Raw genomic sequence first — 24,982 nt, 5'->3', positions numbered from 1 at the left:
GTCACCTCGGTTCATCCGTCCCACATGTCTATCGTTCGCGCTGACTCCATCGTGACACTGCCCACCGACATCGGCACCAGTAGTCGACTACGCGCCCCTCGGCCCCGCGATCAGTCCTCCGCGAGCAGCAGCGCGACGGCACGTTCGGCGACCGCGGCGATGGTCTTCGACGGGTTCCTCCCGATCGCCCGCGGTATCACCGCGCCGTCCATGACGTAGAGCCCGTCCTGCCCGAACACCCGGCACGCGTGATCGACGACCCCCGCCGCGGGCGAGGCCGCCATGTTGCATCCGCCAAGGGGGTGAGGCGTCACCAGGGCACGAAACCGCTTCCAGGTGAGCAACGGGTTGGGCTTGCCCCCGGTCGTCTCGCTCAGCAGCCCGTGCATCTCGGCCATCGCACCGATCGCCGTCTCGGACCGGTGTGGATTCCAGTCCAGCTTCACCACCCGGCGCCACGGCCGCACCCGGCCGCGACCGAGGTAGACGGAGCCATCGGCCGCGTCGACCGACTGGCCGAACCACGGCATCACCGAGTCGAACGCGCCTGCCCGCGACAGGCGCAGCCACATGCGACGACGCAGCGGCGAGCCGACCCCGGCGCGCAGCCGCTGCTCGTAACAGTTCCGCAGCAGGTTCGGGATCCCGCCGTCCTCCACGAAGTACCGCCCGCCGCGCGAGCCGTCGAGGAAGTCGATGGCCGAGGTGATCGTGGGACCGGAGGTCGGCGCCACCGACGTGCGGCCGTACCCGGCGGGGGTGAGGAAGTCTCCGTTCGAGCTCCATCCGCGGCCGAGGGCACGCGGCAGGTCCGGCAGCGTCCGGTACTCGTCGCGCGAGCGCAGCAACAGTTCGGTCGACCCGAGCGACCCGGCGGCGACGATCACCCGGCGTGCCGTCACCGAGTCGGGCCTGCGGCGACCGCCGTCCAGGTGATCGAAATGCACCCGCCAGCCCTCGTCCTCCCGCGAGAGGTACCGGGCAAGGGACAGCGGCGCGATGACGGCACCGGAGTCCTCCGCCGCCGCGAGGTAGTTCAGGTCGAGGGTGTTCTTCGCCCGCGTGGGACACCCGACGTCGCAGCTGCCGCAGTGCACGCAGGTGCCCTGCTCGCGGCCATGGGCGTTGGGCGCCGCGACCGACCTCTCGTACTCGGGTGTCTCCGAGGGCGCGGGCGTGAAGCTCGGGTCGAACCGGATCGCCAAGGGCACCTTCTGAAAGCGCTCGCCCTCCCCGATGGCGTCCGCGGCCCGCCGCATCAGCTCGAGCCGGGCGGTGTGCTGACCCGAGGGGATCTCCATCGGGGTCAGCATCTCGGCGACGTCGCGGTAGTACGGCGCCATCTCCTGCGCCGTGATCGCGGACGGCCAGCCGGAGTCGAACGCCTCCGGCCGGGCGTCGATACACACGTTCGCGTAGATCAGCGATCCCCGCCGACCCCGCGCCCTGCGCGACGACCATCTGATCCAGGAACCGGAGCTCCATCCAGCCGTTGCGCCGATGCGGGGCGCGGGGATCGAACAGCCACGCGTCGCCGGGCCTGCGCGGATAGTCCTCCGGTTCCCATCGCCTGCCCCGTTCGAGCACCAGCACGCTGCGCCCCGCAGCCGCGAGCCGGCACGCCGCGACCGAACCGCCGAACCCGCTGCCCACGATCACCACGTCGTACATCACGGCGAACCGAGCGGTGTTGTGCCGTTGGGGATCAGGAACGGCGCCTCGATCAGGTGTGGGCGCAGCGGTTCGACCGGGTCGATGACCCGCTGGCAGCCGTCCGGGAGGTCCAGGCTCACCGATCCGGTCCGGCGGAACCGACCCCGCGGTGCCGGGTCGTCGCGGGACTCCACGCCTGGCGCCGCCACCCAGCCGGTCGACGGTGCGTGCAGGCCGATCGGATAAACCCGCAGCCCCTGCGCGGAGATGTGGATCCGGAGGAAGGACTTGTAGCCCTCGAGGCCCTGCGCGGAATAGACCTCCAGGTTGTGCATGCCCAGCAACTTGTGGCTCAGGAACAGGTACAGACCGAAAAGCGTGCCGCAGTACAGGTAGAGCGCGGCCAACGAGATCGGGACGCTGAGCCACCAGGCGAGGGAGGCCTGCAGCACCGCCCACACGAGCAGGAACCCGCCCGTCAGCAGGAGCAGCGCGTGCACCACGCCGACCGCACCCGCCGCGGCTGGACGCATCCGGGGTGCCCGACCGCTGACCGCGAACGCCGAGAAGGCGGCGACGATGGCGAGGCACACCGCGGCCGGTCCGAACCCCTGCAGGGTGCCGAGAACGCCGCCCAGGATCCCCTCGTTGCCGCCGCCCGCTCCCAGCAGCATCGCGGCGAACCCGGACAGCACCGTGAGCACGGCGGTGAAGAAGACGTTCGAGGCCGGGAAGCCCAACACCCCGCGTCGCAGCCGAACGGACTGCCGCTCCGTCGGGAAAGCCGCCTGCAATCGGGCCGAGCCGACGTAGGAGGGCCCGTCCGACATGGACACGTCCACCGGCGTACCGATCGTGCCCTGGGTGAAGGCGCCGCCCCCGCCGCACACGATGTAGTGGCGTTCCTGCTCCCCCACGGTGCCGTGGTGGCGCACGTAGTGGTGGTGGTCGCCGCTGAGGACAAGCGGCACCTCGATGTCGCGGTCGGGCCTGCGGGCCAGGTCCATGATGACGTCGAGCTTCGTGGCGGTCGCGGAATCCACTCGGCCGCCAGGAGTTCCGGCCGCGGCATCGTCTATCCAGGTCGGGTTCGGCACGCAGAGGATCACCCGGTCGCCGGGCTGCAGTTGCTGCGCGCGGGCCCGGAAGTAGTCGTATTGCGGCGGGTCCAGGTCGTCCTCCAGTGCGGTGTCCACGCCCCAGACCCACCACCGGTGCGGCAGCCGCAGCGCGTAGTAGCTGCGTCGCTGCTGTGCCTCCCAGGCCCCGAACCAGGTTCTGCCGTCGGGTGATTGACAGAACTGCCGGATGAAGCTGGTGAGGCCGTCGTACCAGTCGTGGTTCCCGGGGATGGCGAAGAGCGTGCGTCCCCGCGGCTGCGCGATCCGCGCGCTGCGCATCGGGTCGACCAGCCGGTGCTGGTACTCCTGCCGCGATCCCGCGGGGTAGACCTGGTCACCGCCCAGCAACAGCACCTCGCCTGCCGGCAGCACGGTCTGCCCGGGACCCGCCGTCGGCAGCCCCTCGGTCCGGCAGTCGTCCGGCACCCGCTGCGGTACCGGCGCGCCCGGTTCCGCGACGACAAGTCCGTCCCGGCCGAGCAGCCAGGTGACGGAGGCGGTGGCGTTCCAGCCGTCGCCGGTGTCCGCCATGTAGTCCAGCCAGATCTCTTCCGCGCCCGAGCAATCCGCACAGAACGCCGGTTCGGCCTCGAGCGCGGCCATGATCTCGCGGCGCCCGCTCATCGACCCGATCACCGACGCGGCGACGGCCCGCGCGCCGAGGGCGACGAGTTGCCGGGCCTCGAACCAGCCCACCTTGCGCTGCGGGCTGATCGTCAGCCGCCCGGCGTCCATCCGATAGGGCACGGTCATGCCCGCCGCCTCAGCAGGTAGGTGGAGATCAGTCCGCCTGCGAAGAACGCGGCGAACCGCCCCGAGGCCGCCCACCGGCGCAGCATCGAAACGCCACCGGTCACGGTCAGCGAGCCGAGCAGCGCCGTGAAGGCCGTCAGGCGCAGCCGCAGCATCCCCGCAGCCACCACCGGGCCCTCGCGATCCCCCTCGTGCAGCGTCACCAACAGCGTGGTGGTGGCGGGCCACAGCCGCCACGGACCCGCGACCCGGATCTCCTTGTGTCCCCGGAACCAGTGCCTGACCCCACCGATGTCCACACCGAACTCGTAGACCATGTGGGTCATCCGGGCCTGCTCCGTCGGAGTGAACAGGCCGAAGCGCCCCGAGTCGGACTCGAATCGGCCACCGAGGGAGGGGATGTCGACCTCCCCGGACAGCCGCGCCTCGTGGCGCGGGTCGTCGAGGAACGCGCCCAGGTCCTCGATGTGGATGGTCCCGCGCACCACGACACCGAACGCGCCCGGATTCCGATACCCCGACCTCGGGTCGGTCTCACCGAGCGTGATCTGCCCGGTCATCGTCTCCCCGAAGCGGATCCCGGCGACGGGCCGCTCGGACGGCCCGCTCACCGGTCCGCCCTGGCGTCGAAGGCGAGCCGGTAGAACCAGTACGCCACCGCCGCCCACTGGACGAACCACAGGACCACCGCGACGGAGCTGAGCGAGTCGGTCTTGTACGCGATGGCCGTCGCGGCCACCCCGGCGACCACCGCGACCCGCGACGGCCAGCCGAGGCCGCTGAGCCATTCGGTGCCCATCATCAGCAGCCCGGTCAGCAACGCGATCAGCCAGAGCGCGAGGAACCAGCCGTCGGGCAGCGGCCGAGGACCGGTGGCCTCGCCGGAGAGTTCGGCGGCCAGTCCGGCCCCCATGAGCAGCGAGGCGCAGAGCAACAGCAGCAGGTGGCTCCACAGCAGCGAACGCGGCATCGTCAGCCCCTGTTCAGTTCGTCGAGGATGAAGGGGAAGACGTCCCGCGCGGCGTGCCTGCCGAGGAACACGTCGAGGTGCCCGTACCCGTGCATCTGCTGGAACACGTGGCGCCCCGGCGCGATCCGCTCGAAGTAGTCGAAGGTCTTCGCCATTCCCGAGGGCAGGAAGGTGTTGTTCTGGTCGCCGGTCATGAATGCGAACCGGGCATCGGTCTGCGGCTCCTGCGCGAACAGGTCGCTCGGCAGCACATCCGGGTAGTTGCCCATCGTCACCAGATGGCCTGCAGCGGCACACTCGGCCATCTGCGCGAAGAAGGTGACCGGGACGAACCCGAACTCGCCCTTGATCCACTCGTGGGTCGCCTCGTCCAGGTTCTCGTGCGACCACAACGTCGGGAAGGCGCTGCCGTAGGTGAAGCTGCTGTGCTTGCACACCGCGTTGTTGCATTCGTGATGCGTCGCCCGCACCGCCCAGTCGAACACCTTGGGCCAGAACCCCGGCGCGTGCAGACCCCACTGCGGATTGAAGTAGGGCATCACCTTGCCGAAGGTGGCGACGGCGAGTGGCAGCTTCAGGAACGACAGGGAGGTCAGTTGCGGGTGCAGTGCCACCGAATTGCTCACCACCGTGGTCACTTCCGGCAGCAGGCCGGAGACGATGGACATCATGAAGCTGGTCGAGCCCTGGCAGTGCACCACCGCCTTGAGGGTCTCGGCTCCTGTCCGCTCCAGCACCGTCCGTACCGCGGCGGGATGGTCGTACACGGCCGCGTCGTCGAGGTGGTACTCGCTGGGGGCGAAGTCGATGCTGGCCCGCCAGTTGAGGATCCAGACGTCGTAGCCGGCGCGGGCGAGGAACTCCGGCAGCGTGTCCTCCGTCGGCGGCGAGAAGATGTCGGCGCGGACGCTGGTGCCGCCGATCAACAGCACCGGACCCTCACCCGGGGCGGTCGATCCCGGCAGCAGGTGCTTGAGGTTGAGCTCGCGCGGCTCCTCCTCGGCGGTGTGGAAGGGGACGGTCTCGAACCGGGCCTGTCGCGCGACGGACTGCCGGAGGCCGGGCGTCGCGAAAGCGGCACCGTCGAGACGCGCAGGATCGAGCCTTCTGCGCTGGGATCGCCGCATCGCGGCTCCGTTCATCGAAAGGGGCGGTTGTTGTCCCTTCCATTGTGTCGCCTGCGCCCGGCTACGGCGCGCGTAGTGGGCTACCTGCTTCCCACCCGGACCGCGTCCGCCAGCGCGGCCCGGTCCGCCACGTTCAGCTTGGTACACGAACGGTAGATGTGACCCTCGACCGTGCGGACGGAGACCACGAGGCGATCCGCGATCTCCTTGTTGGACAGGCCGAGCGCCACCATCGACGCGACCTCCCGCTCCCGCTCGGTCAGCGGCAGCGGCTTCGCGACCACCGCGAGTGCGGGCGTCGTGGCACCGCAGAGGTCGGCGAGCCGCTTGGCGTTGGCGCTCGAGGCGAGTTCGGCACGGCGGTTCCCGGCGTTCGCGTGTGCCGCCGCCGCCTGCGCCGCCGCGTCTGCGGCCGAGAGCAGGGCGCCCGCCTCCTCCACCTTCCCGGCGATGGTGTCCAGCGCCGCCCCGTCGCCGTCCGCCAACGCCCTCGCGTGGGCGGCAGCGGCCCTGATCAAGGCGCTGGGGACCCGCTCGGCGAGCTCCGCAAGGCGAGGCGCGGTGGTGGCGTCCCCGAACCTGGTGGCCAAGTACAGACACACCGCTTCCTGTGCGAGCAGTTCCGACCCGGCCGCGGCGGCGGCACCTGCCCGGGCATGGGCGATGGCGCGCCTGGTGTCCGATTCCCCGGCCGCGACCCACGCCCTTGTCAGCTCCAGGTCGGACCGGAACACCTCGGTGTTCGCGCCGAACAGGCGCTCGGCGCGCACCAACTCCTCGCGGGCGTCCGCGGCCCGGCCGAGCGCGGCGAGGGACTGGCACAGGAACGCCGCGGACAGGAAGGCCCACGAATAGCCGGTGCCCTCGAGAACCGCTGCCGCCTGACGGAATTCGGTCTCCGCCGCGGCCAATGAGCCCTTGATGAACAGCACCCGGCCCAGCAGCACGCCACCGAGCGAGCGGCCCGGCTGCTGCATCTCGGCGAAGTCGACGTAGTGCCGCGCCAGCTCCTCCGCCGCGTCGAGCTCGCCCGACATCGACAGCGAGTACACCTGGCCGAGCCCGATGGTGAAGCGCAGCAACCCGGTCTCGGACTCCGCCGCCGCCGCCAGCCCGCGCTCGGCGAACGAGGGGACCTCGTCGAACCGGCCGAGGTACGCGGTGGCCAGGGCCCCACTCGCGCCCGCCCAGGCCTTCGCGAGCGGCAGCGCGACGGGCGAATCGATCACCTCGTAGATGCTCGCCGTCGCCGCCGCGGGTTGCGCGGCGTATACGGCGAACATCGCTTCCAGCGCATCCAGCAGGTTCACCGCCGCCGGATGGGTGAGCCTGGCACGCACCGTGGCCATCACCGAGGCGGCCTCGTCGGGCCTGCCGAGCATCCAGAACAGGTTCGCCGAGCGGGGCAGGCACCACAGCAGCAGGTCGAACTCGCCGAGCGAGCTGGTGTCGATCGGGCCGAGCACGGCCTCGGCCTCGGTGCCGCGGCCCTGCCAGGCCAGCGAGTGGGCGAGCGGAAGGGCCGCCGCGAACCCGGCGCCCATCGCCATCGCCCCGCGCGCGAGCCGCTCACCGAGGACCAGTTCGCCGAGCGTGAGCGCGTCCCTCGCCGCGGAGATCAGCAGCTCGGCCTCGGGGGGCGAGTCGCTGTCCAGCGCGAGGGCGGCCAACCGGATCCGGTCGCTCACGTGTGCAGGCGGATGATCCGCGATCTGACGCGCCATCTCACCGCGCAGCCGGCGCGCAGCCGGCGCGCGGCGAGAATGCCGGTGCCTGCGCGCACCACCTCGCCGTACAGCGGGTGCGCGAGCTTCACCGTCAGCCCGGAGTCGTCGCGTCGGCGCACCCGAACCAGACCCGCGTTCTCCGCCGCCTCGACCGTCTCGGGGGCGCTGAGCTTCGAGAGCACCTCGAGCGAGAGGGGCTCCTGAAATGCGAGCAGCTCCAGCACGTGCCGCAGCTCGGGGTCAAGGTGATCGATCCGCGACTCGATCAGCGTGCTCAGGTGTGGGCTGATCACGGTCTCGCCGCGGAGCTGCCACACCCCGGCGACCTCGCGCAGCGTGCCCGCCTCCAGCGCGCCCTCCACGACGTGCCGCAGGAACAGCGGATTGCCCTCCGACATCACGAAGATCCGGTTGGCGCTCGACTCCTCGAGCGGCCCGCCGAGCACCGTCTCGACCAGCGAGACCGCCTCTGCCCGCGTGAACGGGGGCAGCTCCACGCGGGTGAGCAGGTTGTCCTTCCACAGGGCGGTGATCGCGTCCGGCACCGGCTCCCCCGTCCGGACGGTGACCACGAGGGGTGCGATCCGGTTGACGGCGAGCTGGTGCACGAAAGTGGCGGACAGCCGGTCGAGCAGGTGTGCGTCGTCGACACCGATCACGATGTCGGCGCTGTCGGCGACGAGATGCTCACGGGCCGCGCGCAACACCGAGGCCGCGTCCATCGGGCTCGACACGCCTACGAGGTGGGCAAACGCCCCAAGCGGAACGGCGCGCGCCGACTCCGTGCCCGCCGCCCAACGGCGTTCACCGGCGAAGGCCCCGACGGCCGCCCTGGCCAGGGTGGTCTTGCCGACCCCGGCATCCCCTGTGAGCACGGCGCCCCACGGACCCCGCCTACTGCGCAACGTGGACACCACGGTGCGGAGCTCGTCGTCCCGATTCACCGTGGGCCACGCGAAGACCATTGCGAAATTCTAAGCTCTGGCGCTGAAATGCCGTTACTCAGCGATGAGAGTGCCGTTACTCCGCAATGAGAACGAACCCGGGCCGATGCGAAGAACCCCCGTCGTCATCCGAGCCGTCGATCGCGGCGACGATCACCCCGGCTCCGGTCCGCACCAGCGCCGAGCGGCCTGCCGGCTCCGGTGGGTTCTCCGCCGTGAAGTGATCGATCGGGTGCGTTCCGCCCTCGAGCGTGGTCATGTTGAACCAGGTCACGGTGAGCGTCTCGTCCCACGATTCCGGGCCGGAACCCGGCGGGAGGTCCACCGTGAACCGCAGGGTGTCGGCCCGCGCGACGAGCCGGTCGGTCCTGGCCTTGCCGATCCGCAGGCCGAGCGGCTGGACCTGGAAGCGCCGGGAGTTCAGTCCGGACGGCGTGCACATCTGCCCGATCCCGAGGTCGAGCAGGTGCCGGGCCGCCTCGAGATCCGCTGCGCGTCCGGCTTCGCCCTCACCGCGCAGCTCGGCCGCCGCGGCGACGAGGCCTGACCTGCAGAACCGGATGGTTCGGGCAAGGGTGTCGGGGTGGTCGCGGGTCGTCGGCATCGTGATCTGCATGGGGATCTCCGGTCGGTTGGTCGGCTGTCTTCGACGCTATTGCCGTGATGCGCCGATGACACGAGTAGTGGGGTACTCGTTATGTCCGCGTGCCCGGTTTGGTCGACCGAATGACACCTTCGTATCGTCTGGTTGTACGAATGTGACCTCCTGTCGACCGCCGACCCGAACCGGGAGCAGAACCTTGACCTGTCTCGTGCTCGCCTGCGGTGACGCGCCCATCCCGCCCCGGCTGGCGGAGCTCGCCACGGTCACCGCGCCCGCGGTCCCCACCAAGCCGGACTTCGACGACCTGCTCCCCCGGCTGGACGAGCTGGGCGAGCGGTCCACGTCCGCGCCCCGACTGATCGTCGTCGGCGAGGACGCCGCACTGGCCGCGGCGCTGACTCGCCTGATGCGGAGCGAGCGGCTGTCCGTCGAGCTGGCCTATGTCACAACGACGAGAACTGCGGCCACCCGGCTGTACCGGCTCCCGACCGGCTCCCCGCCGCGGACCTGGCTGTGCAGGGGCGGGCCGCGCCGCTGCCGCTGGTCCGGGACGACTCGGGCACCGCGCTGGTCGGGCTCGCCTCCATCACCGGACCCGAGGGCGGCGAGCTCGTCGGCGAGACCTACGCGGACTCGACCCGGCTGTTCTCCGGGACCGTCCGGTCGGTGCGGGTCGCGCCGACCCTTGAGGCTCCCGGCGTCCGGGCCACCGTCGGCCGCGGCTGGGGATTCCTCGGCCCGAGGTGGACCGGCGCGCGCGCCGTACAGACGGGCTCGACGGCCGCGGTCGTCACCCGAGACGGCGTCACGACGCCGCGCTCGCTGAAGCGGTGCAGCTTCTATCGGCATCCGCAGGACTGGTTGCTCGTCCGCTGAGCTAGTCGCGGTAGTGCGGTTCGGGCGGCGCGGGTGCGGGCCCGAGCACGGACAGCCAGCGGTCGTACAGCTTCGTCCAGGTCCCGTCCGAACGCATTCGCTCGAGCGTCCCGTTGACGAAGCGGACCAGTTCCTCGTCCGCGATGTTGATCCCGACGCCGTACGGCTCGGGTTCCAGACTGCCCCCGACGATCTCGAGGTACGGATCCTGTGCCGCGAGACCGGCCAGCTGGGTGTCGTCCGCGGTGGCCGCGTCCACCTGCCGTTGTTGCAGTGCGACAAGACAATCCGCCCAGGTTTCGGTGGCGAGGACGGTAGCGGCGGGCTGGATCCGCTGCAGGTTGGCCAGCGAGGTGGTGTTGGGGACGGTGCACACCCGCTTACCCGCGAGGTCCGCGACGCCGCCGATTCCCGACCCCTCGGTCACCAGGATCCGTTGCGCGGCGTTCAGGTAGACGGTCGAGAAGGCGATCCGCTCCGCACGGTCACAGGTGATCGTCATGGCGTTCACGATGAGGTCCACCGAACCGTCCCGCAGCGCGGGCTCGCGATCGACGGTGTCGCGGATCTGGAACTCGACCTTCGACGGATCCCCGAAGATGTCGCGGGCGATCTCGCGCGCGACATCGACGTCGAATCCGGCGATCTGACCCGAATCGGGATCGCGGAAGCTGAACAGGTTCGTGGACTGGTCGACCGCGACGATCAGCCTGCCGCGTTCGACGATTCGGGCCAGCGGGCCGCCCGGCGGCATCACCCCCGGCGTTGTCGGCGGGCCTGGCCGCAGGCTGGCGGTCGCGTCGCAGCTCGTCGGCGCAGGCGCGCTCGAGGGCTCGCCGCTGACCGGTTCGAGGACCTGCGCACCGCCAGGCAGCGGCGGGCCGAACGTAGGGGTTGCCGTCGATGGCCCGTCGGGGGAACCGAAGGAGCAACCCGTTGCCGCCAGCAACACACCCACCGCGAGCACCAGGGCGACGAGGTGCGGCGGGTGTCCCGTTCCTCGTCCCGACATCACACCCCCAGCTGGGCAATGGCCGACGTTCGTACCCGCCATCTTTCCGCTCGGGGGCCTCGAGCGGAAGGAATCCGGCCGCACCTCTCCGGCCGCGAGGCGGATGCGGGTGATACTGGGCGCATGACCTTTCCCGGTGCCCCGACTCGGAGGGTCGCGATCCGCCCGAGCCCGGTCTTCTACGGCGTGCTCGCGCTGGCCGTGCTCGGCGGCGTGCTCTCCTGGAACGCCGCGCCCCGCTCGACGCTCGCGCACTTCGGCGTCTTCCTGCTGGTCATCGCGGGTTGGGTGGTGACGGTGTGCCTGCACGAGTTCGGTCACGCCTACACCGCGTGGAGGCACGGCGACGACGAGGTGGAGGCCCGCGGGTACCTCACGCTGAACCCGCTCAAGTACAGCCACCCACTGCTCTCGATCGGGCTGCCGGTGCTGTTCATCGCGCTCGGCGGCATCGGGCTGCCTGGCGGCGCCGTCTATCTGCGCACCGCAGGCCTGCCCGCCCGGGTGCAGCGGCAGATCTCACTGGCCGGACCGGCGGTCAACGCCGCCGCGGCGGTGGTGCTGCTTGTGGTCATCCGCTTGTTCGGCCTCGGCAGCGAACACAAGGTCTTCTGGTACGGCCTGAGCTTCCTGGCGTTTCTACAGGTGATGGCGACGGTGTTGAACCTGCTCCCGATCCCGGGGCTGGACGGGTACGGGGCGCTGGAGCCGTCGCTGTCCCCGCAGACCCGCCGCGCCCTGGACCAGTACAAGGGCCTCGGCATCCTGTTCCTGGTGGCGTTCCTGTTCGTGCCGTCGGTCAACCGGGTGTTCTTCGACGCCATCTACGGGCTGTTCGGTCTGTCCGGGGTGCCGGAGGCCTGGGCGCAGGCAGGCAACTACCTGATGCGCTTCTGGCTGTAGGCGGCTCCGCCGCCCGTGAGTCCTTCTGGTCCGTCATGGGGCCAGAAGGACTCACGGGCGCCGACCGCGCTCGTCGACGTGGCGGCGGTATCGCTCGCCAGGGCGGACGCGCAGCCCCTCGAGCGGCATCGCGCGTCCCGATTCGCCGCGCACCTCCACCCGCACCGGCTCGCCGGTGTCGTTCTCGACCAGGTCCAGCGGCGCGCCCTTGCCGTCCTGCAGGTACTTGTCGCCCCACTGCATCAGCGCCAGCACCGCGGGCAGCAGATCGCGCCCCATCTCGGTGAGCAGGTACTCGTGCCGGGTGCGCTGCCCGGGCTCGCGGTAGGGGCTGCGCTCGAGCAGCCCGGCCTCGGCCAGCTCGCGCAGCCGCGCCGACGCGACCGCCTCGGTGATCCCGACGCGGGCCGCGAAGTCGTCGAATCGCGTTGTGCCGTAGTAGGCCTCTCGCATGATGAGCATCGCCGACCGGGTGCCGATGACCTCCATCGCCTTTCCTATCGAGCACCGCGTGGCCCGCCAGGCGTCCCTGTCCGCCAGCACACCCTCCAGGTGAATCGCTCCCATGGCCCCATCGTACCCCTGGCTTGCGTAATCCATAGTCAGCTCGTAGCGTGCTGACTATGGAACTCCATAGTCAGCTATCGCGACCGGTCCGCCCCGGCCCGGTCCTCCTCGCGCTCTGCGGCGCGAGCTTCCTGGCAGGCCTCGACCTGTTCGTCGTCAACGTGGCGTTCGACGAGATCGGCGCCGACTTCTCGGGCCATTCCCTCGCGGACCTGAGCTGGATCCTCAACGGCTACGCGATCCTCTACGCCGCGCTGCTGATCCCGCTCGGACGCTGGGCGGACAAGGTGGGTCGACGGCGCGGCTTCCTGCTCGGGCTCGGACTGTTCGTCGCGGCGAGCGCGGCCTGCGCGCTGGCCCCGAACCTGTGGTCGCTCATCGGTTTCCGCGCCGCACAGGCCATCGGTGCCGCGCTGCTCACCCCGGCAAGTCTCGCCCTGATCCTCACCGTCCTGCCCGCCGAGCGCCGCTCCGCGTCCGTCCGCATCTGGGCCACCGCGGGCGCCATCGCCGCCGCGGCAGGCCCCGTGATCGGCGGCATCCTGGTCGCCGCATCCTGGCGCTGGGTGTTCCTGATCAACGTCCCGATCGGGATCGCGTTCCTCGTGCTCGCGGCCCGCTCCATCCCCGAGTCCCGCGACCGTGACGCCGACCATCCCGACGTCCTCGCCGCCGCCCTGCTCACCGTGGCGGTCGGCGCGCTCGCCCTCGCGCTGGTCGAGGGGCCCGACTGGGGCTGGTCGAGCGCTGGGGTCATGGGCGCGCTCGCCGTCGCGGTGGTGTCCGGTGCCGCATTCTGGATCCGCAACGGTCGCGGCGGCGCCCCGATCCTCGACCCGGCGATGCTCCGGGTGCGCGGCTTCGCGTGGTCCAACGCCGCGATGCTGCTCTTCAACGCCGGGTTCGCCGCCGCTCTGCTGGCGACCATCCTCTGGATGCAGACGGTCTGGGATTACTCGGCGACGCGCACCGGCATGGCGATCGCGCCGGGCCCGCTGATGGTGCCGGTGTTCGCGATCGTCGCGCAGCGGCTCGCCTCCCGGGTCGACGCGGGCCGGATCGCCGCGCTCGGCTGCCTGCTCTTTGGCGGCGGCGCGGTGCTCGTGGCGGCGTCCGTCGGACCCGAGCCTGCCTACGCGGCGCAGATCCTGCCCGGCTGGCTGATCGCGGGCGTCGGGGTCGGCCTGGCTCTGCCGACCGTCCTCGCCACCGCCACCGCGGGCCTGCCGCAGGATCGCGCGGCCACCGGCAGCGCCGTTGTCTCCATGCACCGGCAGATCGGCGCGGTCATCGGCATCAGCGCCCTCGTCGCCATCCTGGGCACACCCATCGGATTCGATTCCACCCGAACGGCTTTCATGCACTCCTGGTGGGCCGTCGCGGCGGTCTCGGTGCTCGCGGCCGGCGCCGCGCTCGGCATCACCGCGCAGGCACATTCCACCGATTCCCCCGTCCACGCCCACCCGACCACAAAAGCCGCGGAGGTACTGCGATGACCACCACCACGACCACCGCGTTCCCGACGACCTTCGACGACTCGTGGCGGGGGTTCGGCGGCATCCACGGCGGCCTGGTTGTCGCCGCGCTGCTCCGCGGCGCCACCCGCGCCCTCTACGCCACCCCGATCGCGGTCACCGCCCACCTGTACGCCCCGGTCGCCGCGGGACCGTTCACCGTCGACGCGGAGGTGGTCAGGGGCGGACGCTCGGCAGGTGTCCGGACGCGCCTCGGTGACGCCGCGACAGCGGTCGTCCGGCTGGCCCGGTCTCCCGCCACCACCACGACGTGGCCACCCGGACCCGTGGCCCTGCCCGACGTGGATCCGGAAACCCTTCCCCCGCTGGAGATCCCCGTCGACTTCGTGCCGTTCTCGCAGTACCTCGACATCCGGCCGATCAACTCGGCACGGCCGTTCGCGGGCGGCGAGACACCGGAGTTCGACGTCTGGATCCGCCTGACCGCCGAAATCGACCTCACCCCACAGGAGACCGCGGCGGTGCTGCTCGACTCCCTGCCGCCCGGCCTGTACGCCACCCGCACCGCGCCCGCCCCGATCCCCACGATCGAGTTCAGCGCCCATTTCCCACCAGGAACGCCCCCCTCGCGCTGGTACCGGCTGCGGCACCGCTCCGCGTGGGCGACCGACGACCTGTGCGTCGACGAGTCCGAACTACACACCGCGACAGGTGAACTCGCCGGACAGGCACGCCAGCTCCGCCGAATCCTCGGCGGCACCACCACGAAGGAGCAGTCATGAGAGACGCCGTCATCGCGGCCGCCGTCCGCACCCCGATCGGCAAGGGCAAGCCGGGCGGCGCCCTGCACGGGATCCACCCGGTGGACCTGCTCGCACACAGCCTGACCGCGCTCGTCGACCGCGCCGGGATCGACCCGGCGCTCGTCGACGATGTGATCGGCGGCTGCGTCACCCAGGTCGACCAGCAGGCCGCCAACATGACCCGCACCGCACTGCTGGCCGCGGGTTTCCCCGAAACGGTGCCCGGCACCACGATCGACCGGCAGTGCGGCAGCAGCCAGCAGGCCGTGCACTTCGCCGCGCAGGGCGTCATCTCCGGCGCCTACGACGTGGTGATCGCCTGCGGCGTGGAATCGATGAGCCGCATCCCGATGGGGTCGAATATCGGCGTGGGCGTAGATCCGCGTGGCACCCGGTTCGCCGAGCGCTACCCGGACGGTCTTGTGCCCCAGGGCATCAGCGCCGAACTGATCGCCGCACGGTGGGGCATCGGCCGCTCCGAGATGGACGAGTTCGCGCTGCACAGCCACGCGAAGGCGCACCGCGCCACCGTCGGCGGCGCGTTCGCCAAGGAGCTCGCCACGCTGCCCGAGCTCGGCACCGACGAGGCCATCCGGCCCGGCGGCACGCCGGAGTCGATGGCGGCGCTGCGTCCGGCGTTCGCGGACGAGGCGATGGCGACGCGGTTCCCGCAGATCGACTGGGGAGTCACGGCGGGCAACTCGAGCCCGCTCAGCGACGGCAGCGCCGCGGTGCTCATCACCACCAGCGAGACCGCGGCCCGCCTCGGCCTGACCCCGCTGGCGCGGCTGCACAGCTTCGCGGTCGCAGGCGACGACCCGCTGTACATGCTCACCGCGATCATCCCGGCCACCGAGAAGGTGCTGCGGCGGGCCGGGCTCGCGCTGGCGGACATCGACCTGTTCGAGGTGAACGAGGCCTTCGCCTCGGTGGTGCTGGCCTGGGCAAAGGAGACCGGCGCCGACCTCGACCGGGTCAACGTGCACGGCGGCGCGCTCGCCCTCGGGCACCCGCTCGGAGCCAGCGGGGCCCGGCTGCTCACCACGCTCGTCGGCGCGCTGGAACAACGTGGCGCCCGATACGGCCTGCAGACCATGTGCGAGGCTGGCGGCATGGCGAATGCGACGGTGATCGAGCGGCTGGCGTGACATCGACCGAGGTCACGACCCGTCCCGTCGCCTTCGGGTGCCGGGACGGCGTCCTGCTGGGCGGGAACCTCTTCGACCCCGCGATCGCCGGCACGGACGCGCCGATGGTGATCGTCAACTGCGCCACCGGGGTGTTGGCCCGCTACTACCACCGGTACGCGCGGTTCCTGGCCGAGCTCGGCTCGCCGGTGCTCACCTACGACTACCGCGGCATCGGCGAGTCCCGGCCGCCCGGCACGCTGCGCGGCGCCGCGATCGCATGGCGAGCGTGGGGCGAGCAGGACTTCGACGCGGCGGTCGAGTTCGCGCGGACGCAGGAACCGGACCGGCCGCTGGCCGTGGTCGGGCACAGCATCGGCGGGTTCCTGCCCGGGTTCGCGGCCGGTGCGGTGCACGTGGACCGGATGCTCACCGTCGGCGCGCAGTACGCGTACTGGCGCGACTACGCGCGCCGGAGCCGGGTGGGCCTGCTCGCGAAGTGGCACCTGGCGATGCCGGTGCTCACCGCCGCGTACGGGTACTTCCCCGGCCGCAGGCTCGGCTGGCTCGAGGACCTGCCCGCGGGCGTGGCCCACGAGTGGGCCTTCCGCCGGGCCGCGATGGAGTCCAGCTATCCGCGCGGCGAACGGGCCGAGGTGCGGCGCCGGTTCGCCGCGGTGCGGGCGCCGATCCTGGCGGTGGCCACCAGCGACGACGAGTTCGGCACCCCCGCCGCCCTCGACCGCACGCTCCGGTACTACCGCGGTAGCGACCGCGCCCGGGTGGACCTGGACCCGACACTGTTGGGCCACGAGGAGATCGGGCACTTCGGGCTCTTCCACGACCGGCACCGGGACGGGTTCTGGCGTGGCACCGCCGAGTGGCTGCACCGCGGGGTGAACCCGTGGCCGGCGGCCACCGAACTCCTGGCCGAGGCCTGAGCACCCGCCGGCGGGAAGGACCCGCCCCGGTTTACGGGGCAGACCCTTCCCTGGTCGCCGATCAGGCGCGGTCGGTCTCGGATTCGATCTTCGCGCGGATCGCTTCCGCGGCTTCCGAATCCTGGGCCGCCAGCTTCTGGATGTAGTCGACCGCATCGCCGACGGTCCGCAGACCCGCGAGGTCCTCGTCGGGGATCTTCACGCCGTACTTGTCCTCGGTCTGGACCGCGATCTCCACCATGGAGAGCGAGTCGATGTCGAGATCGTCGACAAAGGACTTCTCGATCGTCACCTCGGACGGCTCGATTCCGGTGACCTCCTCGATGATCTCGGCGATTCCCGAAACGAGTTCTTCCTGTGTTGCCACTTCCTGGCTCCCTTTCTCACGTGGACCGCTTCGGTCGAGCGGTTGATTTCGGATGGATCAGCGTCGACGGGAATCGGTCACGGACACACCGTCTCCTGGCCGCGCCTGGTAACGCGGCGTCGTTCCCGGCCGTCGCCGCCGCTCGAGTTCCGGATAGGAGGGATCGAAGATCTCGTAGGTCTCTTCGATTGCGGCGGTGAGCAGCTTCCACACCTGATGCGCGGTCGGGCGCCGACCGGGCCAGCCGTTCCCGAAGAGGTCATCGCCGTCCCTGAGCCCGATCTCACCGAGCAGGAGCGGCGTGTGGCTGCCCGCGCATCGCCCGTCCTCCAGCCCCGGGCAGCGTTCGATGAGATAGCGGCCTCGCCGATCCCACCCGTCCTCGGCCGTCTCGTCGGGCCTGCCCTTCCAGCGTTCCTGTGAGTACACGAGGATCCGCTGGCCGGTTGTCACCTGCAGGTACTCCCGAGCGGCGGTGTCGGCGAGACCGGCCGAGCGGAGGAGTTCGACGTCGATGCCGTGGCGGGCCATCCGTTCGTGGCTGACGAGTTGGTCGTCCTCGATGATGAAGTGCTGCCCGGACATGCCCGCGACATCGACCCACACCCCGAACCTGAGAACCTCGATCTGACCGGCAGCGGATTCGTCGTCGACCTCGGGACCGATCGCCATCGCCCGGATCGACGATTTGCTGACGTCCAGTTCGGCGGCGATCCTGCGGTCGCTCAACCCCTCGGCACGCATGACCGCGATCGCCTCGGCGATCACGCTCCGGTACGTCGCATCGGCGATCTCCGCCCGTTCCCGAGCGAGCCGGGCGGCCTCGGCGGAGACGCCCACCCGGAACGAATGATGATCTTGCACGGCAGCAGCATGGCACGCCCGCGGCCAAGTGTCCATACGATTGGACACCTGGCCATCGTGTCGGACACTACGGCCTGGCGGTCGCGGCCAGGTTCATCTGCCCCAGCCACCCGGGCACCTCCCTTGCCACCGAGCTCGGCCCGGAGATGGTGACCCGCCCCGCCGTCAGCGCCTGCTGCCAGGACCGATCCCCGCGCCAGACCTCGATGAGGGTGCGCAGGCCGGTGGCGACGGTGGCGGTCACGTCGAAGCCGGGGTCGTAGTCGCAGACGTCGGCCTCGTCGCCCGTCACGCAGAGCCACCACCGGCCGGCGCGGGCTGCGACGTCGTCGAACTCGAAGGCCACCACGGTGCGGCCGCGCGGCCACCGGTCGATCGGCACCGTGCGGCGGATGTCCCACATCAGCAGGTGCGGGTCCAGGTCCTCCTCGCCGAGCTCGCCGATCCAGCGCACGCCCCACGCCCCGAGGGCCTCGACCACGCCGCCGAGCTCCTCGCCGCAGGGGGTGAGGGTGTAGCTGCTCCGGCCGTCCTCGACGGCCCGGCGGACCACGCCTGCCCGCTCCAGCGTCCGCAGGCGCTTGGACAGCAGCGCGGGCGACATCTTGGGGTTGCCCCGCCGCAGGTCGTTGAAGCGGGTGCTGCCGGCCAGCAGCTCGCGCACCACCAGCATGGTCCAGCGCTCGTCGAGCAGCTCCATGGCCTTCGCGACCGGGCAGAACTGGCCGTATTCCGACACGGCTTCCTCCTCGGTTGGCCCCCTGACCAGTACACGCCTGGCCCGGCCCGGACGCCAGTACAGATCGTGAACCGCCGGTGGTTCACATCTGGGACTAGAGCTCGCGCCGAGATGGGCCGACGCTGGAAACACCACCACATCCGAGGAGGACTTCCATGAGCACACACACCACCGCCGCCCCGACATCAAGGCCAAGCACCGGGCCATGTGGGCGCTGGGCGACTACCCGTCGGTCGCCGCCGACGTCATCGCGGCCCTCGGCCCGAGCCTGGTCGAGGCCTGCGGCATCAAGGCGGGCGACCGGGTCCTCGACGTGGCGGCCGGTTCCGGCAACGCCTCGATCCCCGCCGCCCGACTCGGCGCCGCCGTCGTCGCCTCGGACCTGACCCCGAGCTGCTCGAGTCGGGCCGTCGGCAGGCCGAGTCGCTGGGCCTGACGCTGGACTGGCGCGAGGCAGACGCGGAGGCGCTGCCGTTCACGAACGACGAGTTCGACGCCGTGATCTCGTGCGTCGGCGTGATGTTCGCGCCCCACCACCAGCCCAGCGCCGACGAGCTCGTCCGCGTCCTGCGCCCTGGCGGCAGGCTCGGCCTGATCAACTGGACGCCCGAGGGCTTCATCGGCCAGATGTTCGCGACCATGAAGCCCTACGCTCCCCCGCCGCCCGCAGGCGCGCAGCCGCCGCCACTGTGGGGCAGCGAGGAGCACGTGCGCACACTCCTCGGCGACCGCGTGACCGAGGTCGTGGCGCGCCGCGAGCGGCTGACCGTCGACTGCTTCGACACCGCCGAGCAGTTCCGCGACTTCTTCAAGGCCTGCTACGGCCCGACGATCGCGGTGTACCGGGCGATCGCCGACGACCCCGAGCGCGTCGAGGCCCTTGACCGCGAGCTGGCCGAACTGGGCCGCCGCTTCGACCGCGGCGACGGCACCATGGAGTGGGAGTACCTGCTGCTCACCGCCGTCAAGAAGTGAGCGGCTCCGCCGCCTGTGCGCGGTTGACGAGTCCAAACACTCGCCAACCGCGCACGGGCGCCGCAGGCGCCTAGAGTTCCGTGACCCAGCCGTGCAGCTCGTCGGTGCGCAGGGCCGCCGCGTGCCGCTTGCGCAGGGCCTGACCGATCGGTCCTGCGGTGCCGTCGCCGACGACCCGGCCGTCCACCTCGGTCACCGGGGCGACGCCCGCGGAGGTGCCGGTGACGAACACCTCGTCCGCGATGTACAGCTCGGTGAGGTCGACGGTGCGCTCGACGACAGGGATGCCGTCCTCGGCCGCGAGGGTGAGCAGGGTCCGGCGGTTGATGCCGTCGAGGATGTCGCAGGACACGTCCGGCGTGATCAGGGTGCCGCCGCGGACCAGGAAGATGTTGGCGGCGCTGAGCTCGCAGACGTGGCCGTTCCCGTCGAGGAAGATCGCGTCGTCGTAGCCGGCGTCGATGGCGTCCTGCTTGGCCAGCACCGAGTTCACATACGCCCCGTTGACCTTGGCGCGAGAGGGGATGGCGTCGTCCGGGATCCGGCGCCACGTGCTGGTCTTGAGTCGCATGCCGTCCTGCGGGACGATCGGCACCGCGTCGTAGACGAACATGCTGACGGTGGTGTGGCAGCCGCGCACCCTGGTGCCGGCGATCGACTCGTCGACGTGCACGGTGGCCCGGACGAACACGTCCTCGGTCGGCGCGTTCGCGGCGACGAGTTCGGTTGCCACCGAGACGAATCGGTCGTAATCCCACTCGTCGGCGAACCGATCCATCCCGATGATCTTGCAGGACTCGACCATTCGCTGGAAGTGGTCACGCAGCCGGAACGCGCTGCGCCGGGACCCGTCGACCTGCACCGGGAACACCGTGTACACGCTCAGCCCGTACAGCACGGCCGAGGTGGCGACGCCGAGCGTCGCCTCCGCGACGTCGACGATCCGGTCACCGAAGTACACGCGGGGATGTGGGGTAGCCATGGCACGCCATGCTATCGACCGGGTCGGTGCCCCGGAAACCGAATTTCGTGCCGGCGACCTCCCGCGACTTCCGCCCACCGCCCGGCAGACTGTCCGCATGCTCCATTTGCGGATCCTGGCGCCGAACGACCTGACGGACGAGGCCCTCCGGATCCTCGATGCCGAACCGGCCGTCAGCGGCCTCGCGGTGATGCGCGGCGCCTCGCTGCGTCCGGAGGGCGACGTGGTGTACGCCGACATCGCCCGAGAAGCGGCCAACGACGTGATCGACGAGTTGCGGGCCACCGGGTTGCACCACCGCGGCAGCATCGAGATCGAACCGGTCAACGCATGGCTCTCCCGCAGCGGATTCGACGCCGAGCTGCGCACCCCGGGCAGCAGCGCGGACTCCGTGGTGTGGGCGGAGGTCGCGCAGCGCTCCTACGAGGAGACCGAGCTCAACTGGACCTACCTGAGCTTCATGTCCCTTGCGACCCTGCTGGCGGCGATCGCGATCATCACCGACTCACAGATCCTGGTGATCGGGGCGATGGTGCTGGGCCCGGAGTTCGGGGCGATCGCCGCGCTCGGGGTCGCGCTGGTGCGGCGCCGGTGGGTGCTGCTCGCGCTCGCGGTCCGCACCCTCGTCGTCGGGTTCGTGGTCGCGATCGCGGTCACGGCGATCCTCGCGCTTGTCGGCAGGGGGCTGGGGTGGGTGACTATCGACGACGTCACCGGTCCGCGGCCCGACACCGCGTTCATCTACAGCCCGGACAAGTGGTCGTTCATCGTGGCGGTGATCGCGGCGGCCGCAGGGGTGCTGTCGCTGACCTCGGCGAAGTCGGCCGGACTGGCCGGGGTGTTCATCTCCGTCACGACGGTGCCCGCGGCGGGAAACGTGGGACTGGCCCTGGCATTCGGCGCCGGTCACGAGATCTGGGGCAGCAGCCTGCAGCTGTTGCTGAACCTGTCCGGGATGGCAGTGGCGGGTTGGGCGACGCTGGCGATCCAGCAGGCGCTGTGGACGCGCGTGTCCGTGCGCAGGGCCCGCGCGCTCGATCGGGTCCGCCGGATGCTCTGAGCCCTCAGCCGTTCCGGCGGGCCATCTCCGCGCCGATCGCGCGCAGGCCCGCGCGCAGGGAGGCCGGCTCCAGCACCTCCACGCCCGGGCCGAGCGCCGTCAGCTGGTGCACCGCAACCTCTTCCGACTCGAGCAGCAACGCCGCCTCGACCAAGCCCTCCGCGTCCGCCTGGCCGGGCGTCACCCGCGCGGCCTCCGGCCCGACCGCGGCGGGCAGCGACCGCCACGCCGCGGGCGCGAGCCGCACCCGGCACGGGTACCGCAGCAGCGACCGGTCGAACTCGGCGGCCGACCGCACCCACCAGGCCGCCAGGTCGAAGTCGTCCGGCCGCCGGGCGTCCTCGTCGAGGACCACGGCGGCCCCGATCCGCGAGACCCGGAAGGACAGCGTCGTGCCGCGATGCGCGGCGACGAGGTACCAGACGCCTGCCTTCGCCACCAGCCCCAGGGGATCGAGGGTGCGGGTCACCTCCCGGCCGCCTCGGCGATAGCCGATCCGCAGCCGTCGGCCGTCGAGCACTGCCCGCGCCACCGTCGCCAGGTGCGGGCCGTTCGCCGCCCGCCCGAACCAGCCGGGGGCGTCCACGTGCAGGCGGCTGCGCCAGAGCTCGGCACCCGCACGCAGCGGAAGCGGCATCGCACCAAGGAGTTTGGCCTCCGCGGCGGCCGTCTGCTCCCCCAGACCCAGGTCCGCCGCCAGCCCGGGGACGCCGAGCAGCATGAGCGCGGAGGTCTCGACACCCGTCATCCCGCTGAGCTTGGACTGCCAGCCGTCGAGGAGCCGGATGCCGCCGCCAGGCCCGCTCTCCGTCCACAGCGGGACGCCCGCGGCCTGCAGCGCCGCTACGTCGCGGTACACGGTGCGCACGGACACCTCGAGCTGCTCGGCCAGCCGCTCGGCGGTGCTGCCCGGGCCGCCCTGCAGCCGCAGCATGAGGTCGAGCAGCCGACTGGAGCGCACCGGTGGAGTCTATCCGGAATCACTGACAGAAGATGTCAGGGATTCGGGCGCACACTGGTCGGCATGACAACCTGGCAGCAGTTCTCCGACGAAGCACCGGCCTTGTCCGAATCCATCGCCGCGCGGCTGCGCGCACACAAGCATCACGTCCTCGCGACGCTGCGGGCCGACGGATCCCCGCGGGTCAGCGGCACCGAGGTGGAGATCTTCCGCGGACTGCTGGTCCTCGGGTCGATGCCGGGCGCGATGAAGGTGCGGGATCTGCACCGCGACCCGCGCTACTCGCTGCACACCAATCCGGGCCACCACACCATGGAGGGCGGCGACGCGAAGATCTCCGGCCGGGCCCGCGAGCTGTTCGGCGACGAGAAGAAGGCCATCCTCGAGAGCTACGACCAGAACCCGGGCGACGAGGCGCAGATCTTCGAGCTCGGCGTCGAGGAGGCGGTCCTGACGACGGTCTCGGAGGACCGGCTGCACGTCGACCTGTGGCGACCCGGCGCAGGCGTCACGAGGCGCAGCCGGTGAGCGCGCCGGATCTGACAGGAAAGGTGGCGCTGGTCGCGGGTGCCACCCGCGGCGCAGGCCGCGCCATCGCGGTCGAGCTGGCCCGCGCCGGCGCGACCGTCTACGCGACCGGACGCAGCAGCCGCGAGGCCGGTAGGTCGGAGATCGACCGGCCCGAGACCATCGAGGAGACAGGCGATCTCATCGCGGCGGTCGGTGGCGACGGTGTCGCGCTGCGGGTCGACCACCTCGACCCGGACCAGGTGCGCGCCCTGATCGCCCGCATCGACACCGAGCACGGTCGGCTCGACGTCCTGGTCAACGACATCTTCGGCGGGGACAGGTACGCACAGTTCGGCACCAAGCTCTGGGAGCACGACCTTGAGGGCGGCCTGCGCATGCTGCGGATGGGCATCGACACCCACGCGATCACCAGCCATGTCGCATTGCCCCTGCTGATCCGCCGACCCGGCGGCCTGGTCGTCGAGATGACCGACGGCACAGCGGAATACAACGTCGCCTACCGGCACCAGGTGGGCTTCTACTACGACCTGGTCAAGGCCGCGGTGCAGCGGATGAACACCGCGCAGGCCCACGAACTGGCCCCGCATGGCGGCGCGGCGGTCGCGGTCACCCCTGGCTGGCTTCGCTCGGAGACGATGCTGGAGATCTTCGGTGTGACCGAGGACAACTGGCGCGACGCGCTCGACCGGGAACCGCATTTCGCGATCTCCGAGTCGCCGACCTTCGTCGGCCGGGCGGTCGCCGCGCTGGCCGCCGACCCCGATGTCATGCGGTTCAGCGGCACCGTGGTCTCGAGCGGGCAACTGGCCAAGCGGTACGGCTTCACCGACGTGGACGGCTCGCGGCCGGACTGCTGGCGCTACCTCGTCGAGGTGGCTGACAAGGACCTGCCCGCGAACACCGACGGCTACCGCTGAGCGGGCGTCACCACGTGAGGTTCTCCTGGCAGTGGCTGCCCTCGGCCCCGGACTCGACCTGCACGGTCGCGTGGCCGAGCCCGTGCGCGTCGAGCACGACCTTCGCCGCGCCGAGCACCTGCCGCGAATCCGCCTCGGTGGTCAGGTGCACGGTCGCGACGTCCATCCCGGTGGTCAGCGTCCACACGTGCAGGTCGTGCACGTCCGAGACCCCGGGCAGGGCGCGCAGATCCGCCTCGACGGCGTCGACGTCGACGTGCGCGGGCGAGGCCTGGGTGAGGATGCGCAGCGCGGCGCCCGCGAGCTTGATCGCGCGGGGCACCACCCACAGCGAGATCAGCACGCCCACCACGATGTCGGCGTACGGCCAGTTGAACACCAGCACCACCGCGCCCGCGATGAGGACGCCGACACTGCCGACCGCGTCCGCGAGCACCTCGAGGTAGGCACCGCGGACCGCGAGGGAGCCCTTGGCGTCCGCGCGCAGCATCAGCATCACGACGATATTGGCGGCGAGCCCGGCGGCGGCCGTCAGCATCAGCGGCAGGCCGGGCACCTCGGGGGCGTCACCGATCCGTCCGATCGCCTCGTACATCACCCACGCCGCGACGGCCAGCAGCAGCACCGCGTTGGCCATCGCGGTGAGCACCTCCGCGCGATGCCAGCCGAAGGTGCGTGCGGCGGCCTTGGACCCCTGCCTGGCCAGGAGCAGCGCCACCAGCCCCATCGACATGCCGACGACATCGGTGAGCATGTGCCCGGCGTCCGCGAGGAGCGCGAGCGAGTTGATGGTCAGGCCGACCGCGACCTCGAGCGCGAGGAACCCGAGCAGGATCCCCAGCGCGATGACCATCCGGCGGATCCGGCCCTCCGACGGCCCCGCGGCTGTCGGCTCACCCCCGTGACTGTGCCCGTGCCCAACTCCCATGACGCTCCCCTTCGTGCGGTTCGCGTCCATCATATGCATACATTCGCATATGTGG

At 71.1% G+C, this 24,982-nt stretch carries 24 protein-coding genes and 3 pseudogenes; 10 read left to right on the top strand and 17 right to left on the bottom strand.

The window, feature by feature from the left end; translation table 11 throughout:
- Positions 1–110: 110 nt before the first annotated feature.
- From BTZ20_RS04160 to BTZ20_RS04130, 9 genes and pseudogenes are all read right to left on the bottom strand, one after another.
- Complete coding sequence (locus BTZ20_RS04160; RefSeq protein WP_223263627.1) at positions 111–1,409, bottom strand: GMC oxidoreductase; 1,299 nt, start codon at positions 1,407–1,409, stop codon at positions 111–113.
- A gap of 199 nt (positions 1,410–1,608) precedes the next feature.
- Positions 1,609–1,671, bottom strand: a pseudogene (locus BTZ20_RS27675) (hypothetical protein); the annotation flags it as partial.
- Positions 1,671–3,527, bottom strand: a complete 1,857-nt coding sequence (locus BTZ20_RS04155) for a metallophosphoesterase family protein (RefSeq protein WP_077040484.1) — start codon at positions 3,525–3,527, stop codon at positions 1,671–1,673. The pseudogene BTZ20_RS27675 and the gene BTZ20_RS04155, both read right to left, overlap by 1 nt.
- The gene (locus BTZ20_RS04150; protein WP_077040483.1) at positions 3,524–4,138 is read right to left on the bottom strand and encodes a hypothetical protein; all 615 of its coding nucleotides are present in this window, start codon (positions 4,136–4,138) and stop codon (positions 3,524–3,526) included. The genes BTZ20_RS04155 and BTZ20_RS04150 overlap by 4 nt, the downstream gene beginning before the upstream one ends.
- Complete coding sequence (locus BTZ20_RS04145) at positions 4,135–4,497, bottom strand: hypothetical protein (RefSeq protein ID WP_077040482.1); 363 nt, start codon at positions 4,495–4,497, stop codon at positions 4,135–4,137. Before BTZ20_RS04145 ends, BTZ20_RS04150 begins: the two co-directional genes overlap by 4 nt.
- A gap of 2 nt (positions 4,498–4,499) precedes the next feature.
- Positions 4,500–5,624, bottom strand: a complete 1,125-nt coding sequence (locus BTZ20_RS04140) for a hypothetical protein (RefSeq protein WP_189636586.1) — start codon at positions 5,622–5,624, stop codon at positions 4,500–4,502.
- An 80-nt stretch (positions 5,625–5,704) separates the two neighbouring features.
- Positions 5,705–7,312, bottom strand: coding sequence for a LuxR C-terminal-related transcriptional regulator (locus BTZ20_RS26125; RefSeq protein WP_083742512.1), 1,608 nt, complete (start codon positions 7,310–7,312; stop codon positions 5,705–5,707).
- Positions 7,309–8,316 (bottom strand): ATP-binding protein, encoded by a 1,008-nt coding sequence (locus tag BTZ20_RS26120; RefSeq protein WP_083742511.1) that lies wholly within the window; start codon positions 8,314–8,316, stop codon positions 7,309–7,311. Before BTZ20_RS26120 ends, BTZ20_RS26125 begins: the two co-directional genes overlap by 4 nt.
- 55 nt (positions 8,317–8,371) lie before the next feature.
- The gene (locus tag BTZ20_RS04130) at positions 8,372–8,911 is read right to left on the bottom strand and encodes a hypothetical protein (protein WP_077040481.1); all 540 of its coding nucleotides are present in this window, start codon (positions 8,909–8,911) and stop codon (positions 8,372–8,374) included.
- Positions 8,912–9,107: 196 nt separating this feature from the next.
- On the opposite strand from BTZ20_RS04130, the pseudogene BTZ20_RS04125 reads away from it, so the two are divergent.
- Positions 9,108–9,775 (top strand): annotated as a pseudogene (locus BTZ20_RS04125) (hypothetical protein).
- A gap of 1 nt (position 9,776) precedes the next feature.
- Here BTZ20_RS04125 and BTZ20_RS04120 read toward each other — a convergent pair.
- Entirely contained in the window at positions 9,777–10,787 is a 1,011-nt protein-coding gene (locus BTZ20_RS04120; RefSeq protein WP_077040480.1) for a glutamate ABC transporter substrate-binding protein, read from the bottom strand.
- A gap of 123 nt (positions 10,788–10,910) precedes the next feature.
- On the opposite strand from BTZ20_RS04120, the gene BTZ20_RS04115 reads away from it, so the two are divergent.
- Positions 10,911–11,690 carry a site-2 protease family protein gene (locus BTZ20_RS04115; RefSeq protein WP_077040479.1) on the top strand — a complete coding sequence of 260 codons (780 nt, stop codon included), beginning with the start codon at positions 10,911–10,913 and terminating at the stop codon, positions 11,688–11,690.
- A 51-nt stretch (positions 11,691–11,741) separates the two neighbouring features.
- On the opposite strand, the gene BTZ20_RS04110 is transcribed toward BTZ20_RS04115, so the two are convergent.
- A complete protein-coding gene (locus tag BTZ20_RS04110) occupies positions 11,742–12,257 on the bottom strand; it encodes a winged helix-turn-helix transcriptional regulator (RefSeq protein WP_077040478.1) in 516 nt (171 codons plus the stop codon).
- A 56-nt stretch (positions 12,258–12,313) separates the two neighbouring features.
- On the opposite strand from BTZ20_RS04110, the gene BTZ20_RS04105 reads away from it, so the two are divergent.
- Genes BTZ20_RS04105 through BTZ20_RS04090 form a run of 4 tightly spaced genes read left to right on the top strand, consistent with a single transcriptional unit; the run spans position 12,314 to position 16,603 of the window.
- Positions 12,314–13,753, top strand: a complete 1,440-nt coding sequence (locus tag BTZ20_RS04105; protein ID WP_077040477.1) for a DHA2 family efflux MFS transporter permease subunit — start codon at positions 12,314–12,316, stop codon at positions 13,751–13,753.
- Positions 13,750–14,514, top strand: coding sequence for a thioesterase family protein (locus BTZ20_RS04100; protein WP_077040476.1), 765 nt, complete (start codon positions 13,750–13,752; stop codon positions 14,512–14,514). Before BTZ20_RS04105 ends, BTZ20_RS04100 begins: the two co-directional genes overlap by 4 nt.
- On the top strand, positions 14,511–15,683 hold the full coding sequence (locus tag BTZ20_RS04095) for a thiolase family protein (RefSeq protein ID WP_077040475.1): 1,173 nt from the start codon (positions 14,511–14,513) through the stop codon (positions 15,681–15,683). Before BTZ20_RS04100 ends, BTZ20_RS04095 begins: the two co-directional genes overlap by 4 nt.
- Positions 15,680–16,603: an alpha/beta fold hydrolase gene (locus BTZ20_RS04090; RefSeq protein WP_077040474.1), complete on the top strand. Its 924-nt coding sequence runs from the start codon at positions 15,680–15,682 to the stop codon at positions 16,601–16,603. The genes BTZ20_RS04095 and BTZ20_RS04090 overlap by 4 nt, the downstream gene beginning before the upstream one ends.
- Before the next feature lie 61 nt (positions 16,604–16,664).
- Here the strand turns inward: BTZ20_RS04090 and acpM are convergent, their stop codons facing one another.
- The 3 genes from acpM to BTZ20_RS04075 form a co-directional block, all read right to left on the bottom strand.
- Positions 16,665–16,970 (bottom strand): meromycolate extension acyl carrier protein AcpM, encoded by a 306-nt coding sequence (gene acpM / locus BTZ20_RS04085; protein ID WP_077040473.1) that lies wholly within the window; start codon positions 16,968–16,970, stop codon positions 16,665–16,667.
- Positions 16,971–17,027: 57 nt separating this feature from the next.
- Positions 17,028–17,834, bottom strand: a complete 807-nt coding sequence (locus tag BTZ20_RS04080) for a helix-turn-helix domain-containing protein (protein WP_145982204.1) — start codon at positions 17,832–17,834, stop codon at positions 17,028–17,030.
- Between the two features lie 67 nt (positions 17,835–17,901).
- On the bottom strand, positions 17,902–18,573 hold the full coding sequence (locus BTZ20_RS04075) for a winged helix-turn-helix transcriptional regulator (RefSeq protein ID WP_077040471.1): 672 nt from the start codon (positions 18,571–18,573) through the stop codon (positions 17,902–17,904).
- Positions 18,574–18,778: 205 nt separating this feature from the next.
- Between BTZ20_RS04075 and BTZ20_RS04070 the strand changes: the two are divergent.
- A pseudogene (locus BTZ20_RS04070) lies at positions 18,779–19,548 on the top strand (class I SAM-dependent methyltransferase).
- 70 nt (positions 19,549–19,618) lie between these two features.
- Here the strand turns inward: BTZ20_RS04070 and BTZ20_RS04065 are convergent.
- A complete protein-coding gene (locus BTZ20_RS04065) occupies positions 19,619–20,530 on the bottom strand; it encodes an aminotransferase class IV (RefSeq protein WP_077040470.1) in 912 nt (303 codons plus the stop codon).
- 97 nt (positions 20,531–20,627) lie between these two features.
- Between BTZ20_RS04065 and BTZ20_RS04060 the strand changes: the two genes are divergently transcribed.
- Positions 20,628–21,590 carry a DUF389 domain-containing protein gene (locus BTZ20_RS04060; protein ID WP_077043474.1) on the top strand — a complete coding sequence of 321 codons (963 nt, stop codon included), beginning with the start codon at positions 20,628–20,630 and terminating at the stop codon, positions 21,588–21,590.
- 4 nt (positions 21,591–21,594) lie between these two features.
- Here the strand turns inward: BTZ20_RS04060 and BTZ20_RS04055 are convergent, their stop codons facing one another.
- Positions 21,595–22,551, bottom strand: a complete 957-nt coding sequence (locus tag BTZ20_RS04055) for a helix-turn-helix transcriptional regulator (protein ID WP_077040469.1) — start codon at positions 22,549–22,551, stop codon at positions 21,595–21,597.
- 63 nt (positions 22,552–22,614) lie between these two features.
- Here BTZ20_RS04055 and BTZ20_RS04050 point away from each other — a divergent pair, with 63 nt between their 5' ends.
- Complete coding sequence (locus tag BTZ20_RS04050; protein ID WP_077040468.1) at positions 22,615–23,079, top strand: pyridoxamine 5'-phosphate oxidase family protein; 465 nt, start codon at positions 22,615–22,617, stop codon at positions 23,077–23,079.
- The gene (locus tag BTZ20_RS04045) at positions 23,076–23,999 is read left to right on the top strand and encodes an SDR family oxidoreductase (RefSeq protein WP_077043473.1); all 924 of its coding nucleotides are present in this window, start codon (positions 23,076–23,078) and stop codon (positions 23,997–23,999) included. Before BTZ20_RS04050 ends, BTZ20_RS04045 begins: the two co-directional genes overlap by 4 nt.
- Positions 24,000–24,006: 7 nt before the next feature.
- On the opposite strand, the gene BTZ20_RS04040 is transcribed toward BTZ20_RS04045, so the two are convergent.
- Positions 24,007–24,927: a cation diffusion facilitator family transporter gene (locus tag BTZ20_RS04040; RefSeq protein WP_077043472.1), complete on the bottom strand. Its 921-nt coding sequence runs from the start codon at positions 24,925–24,927 to the stop codon at positions 24,007–24,009.
- Positions 24,928–24,982: the final 55 nt, after the last annotated feature.

Source organism: Rhodococcus sp. MTM3W5.2, assembly GCF_001984015.1.
In the GTDB taxonomy this organism is placed as follows: domain Bacteria; phylum Actinomycetota; class Actinomycetes; order Mycobacteriales; family Mycobacteriaceae; genus Rhodococcus_G; species Rhodococcus_G oryzae.
Note: the sequence above shows the minus strand (reverse complement) of the source record. Positions and strands in the feature narration are given on the sequence as shown.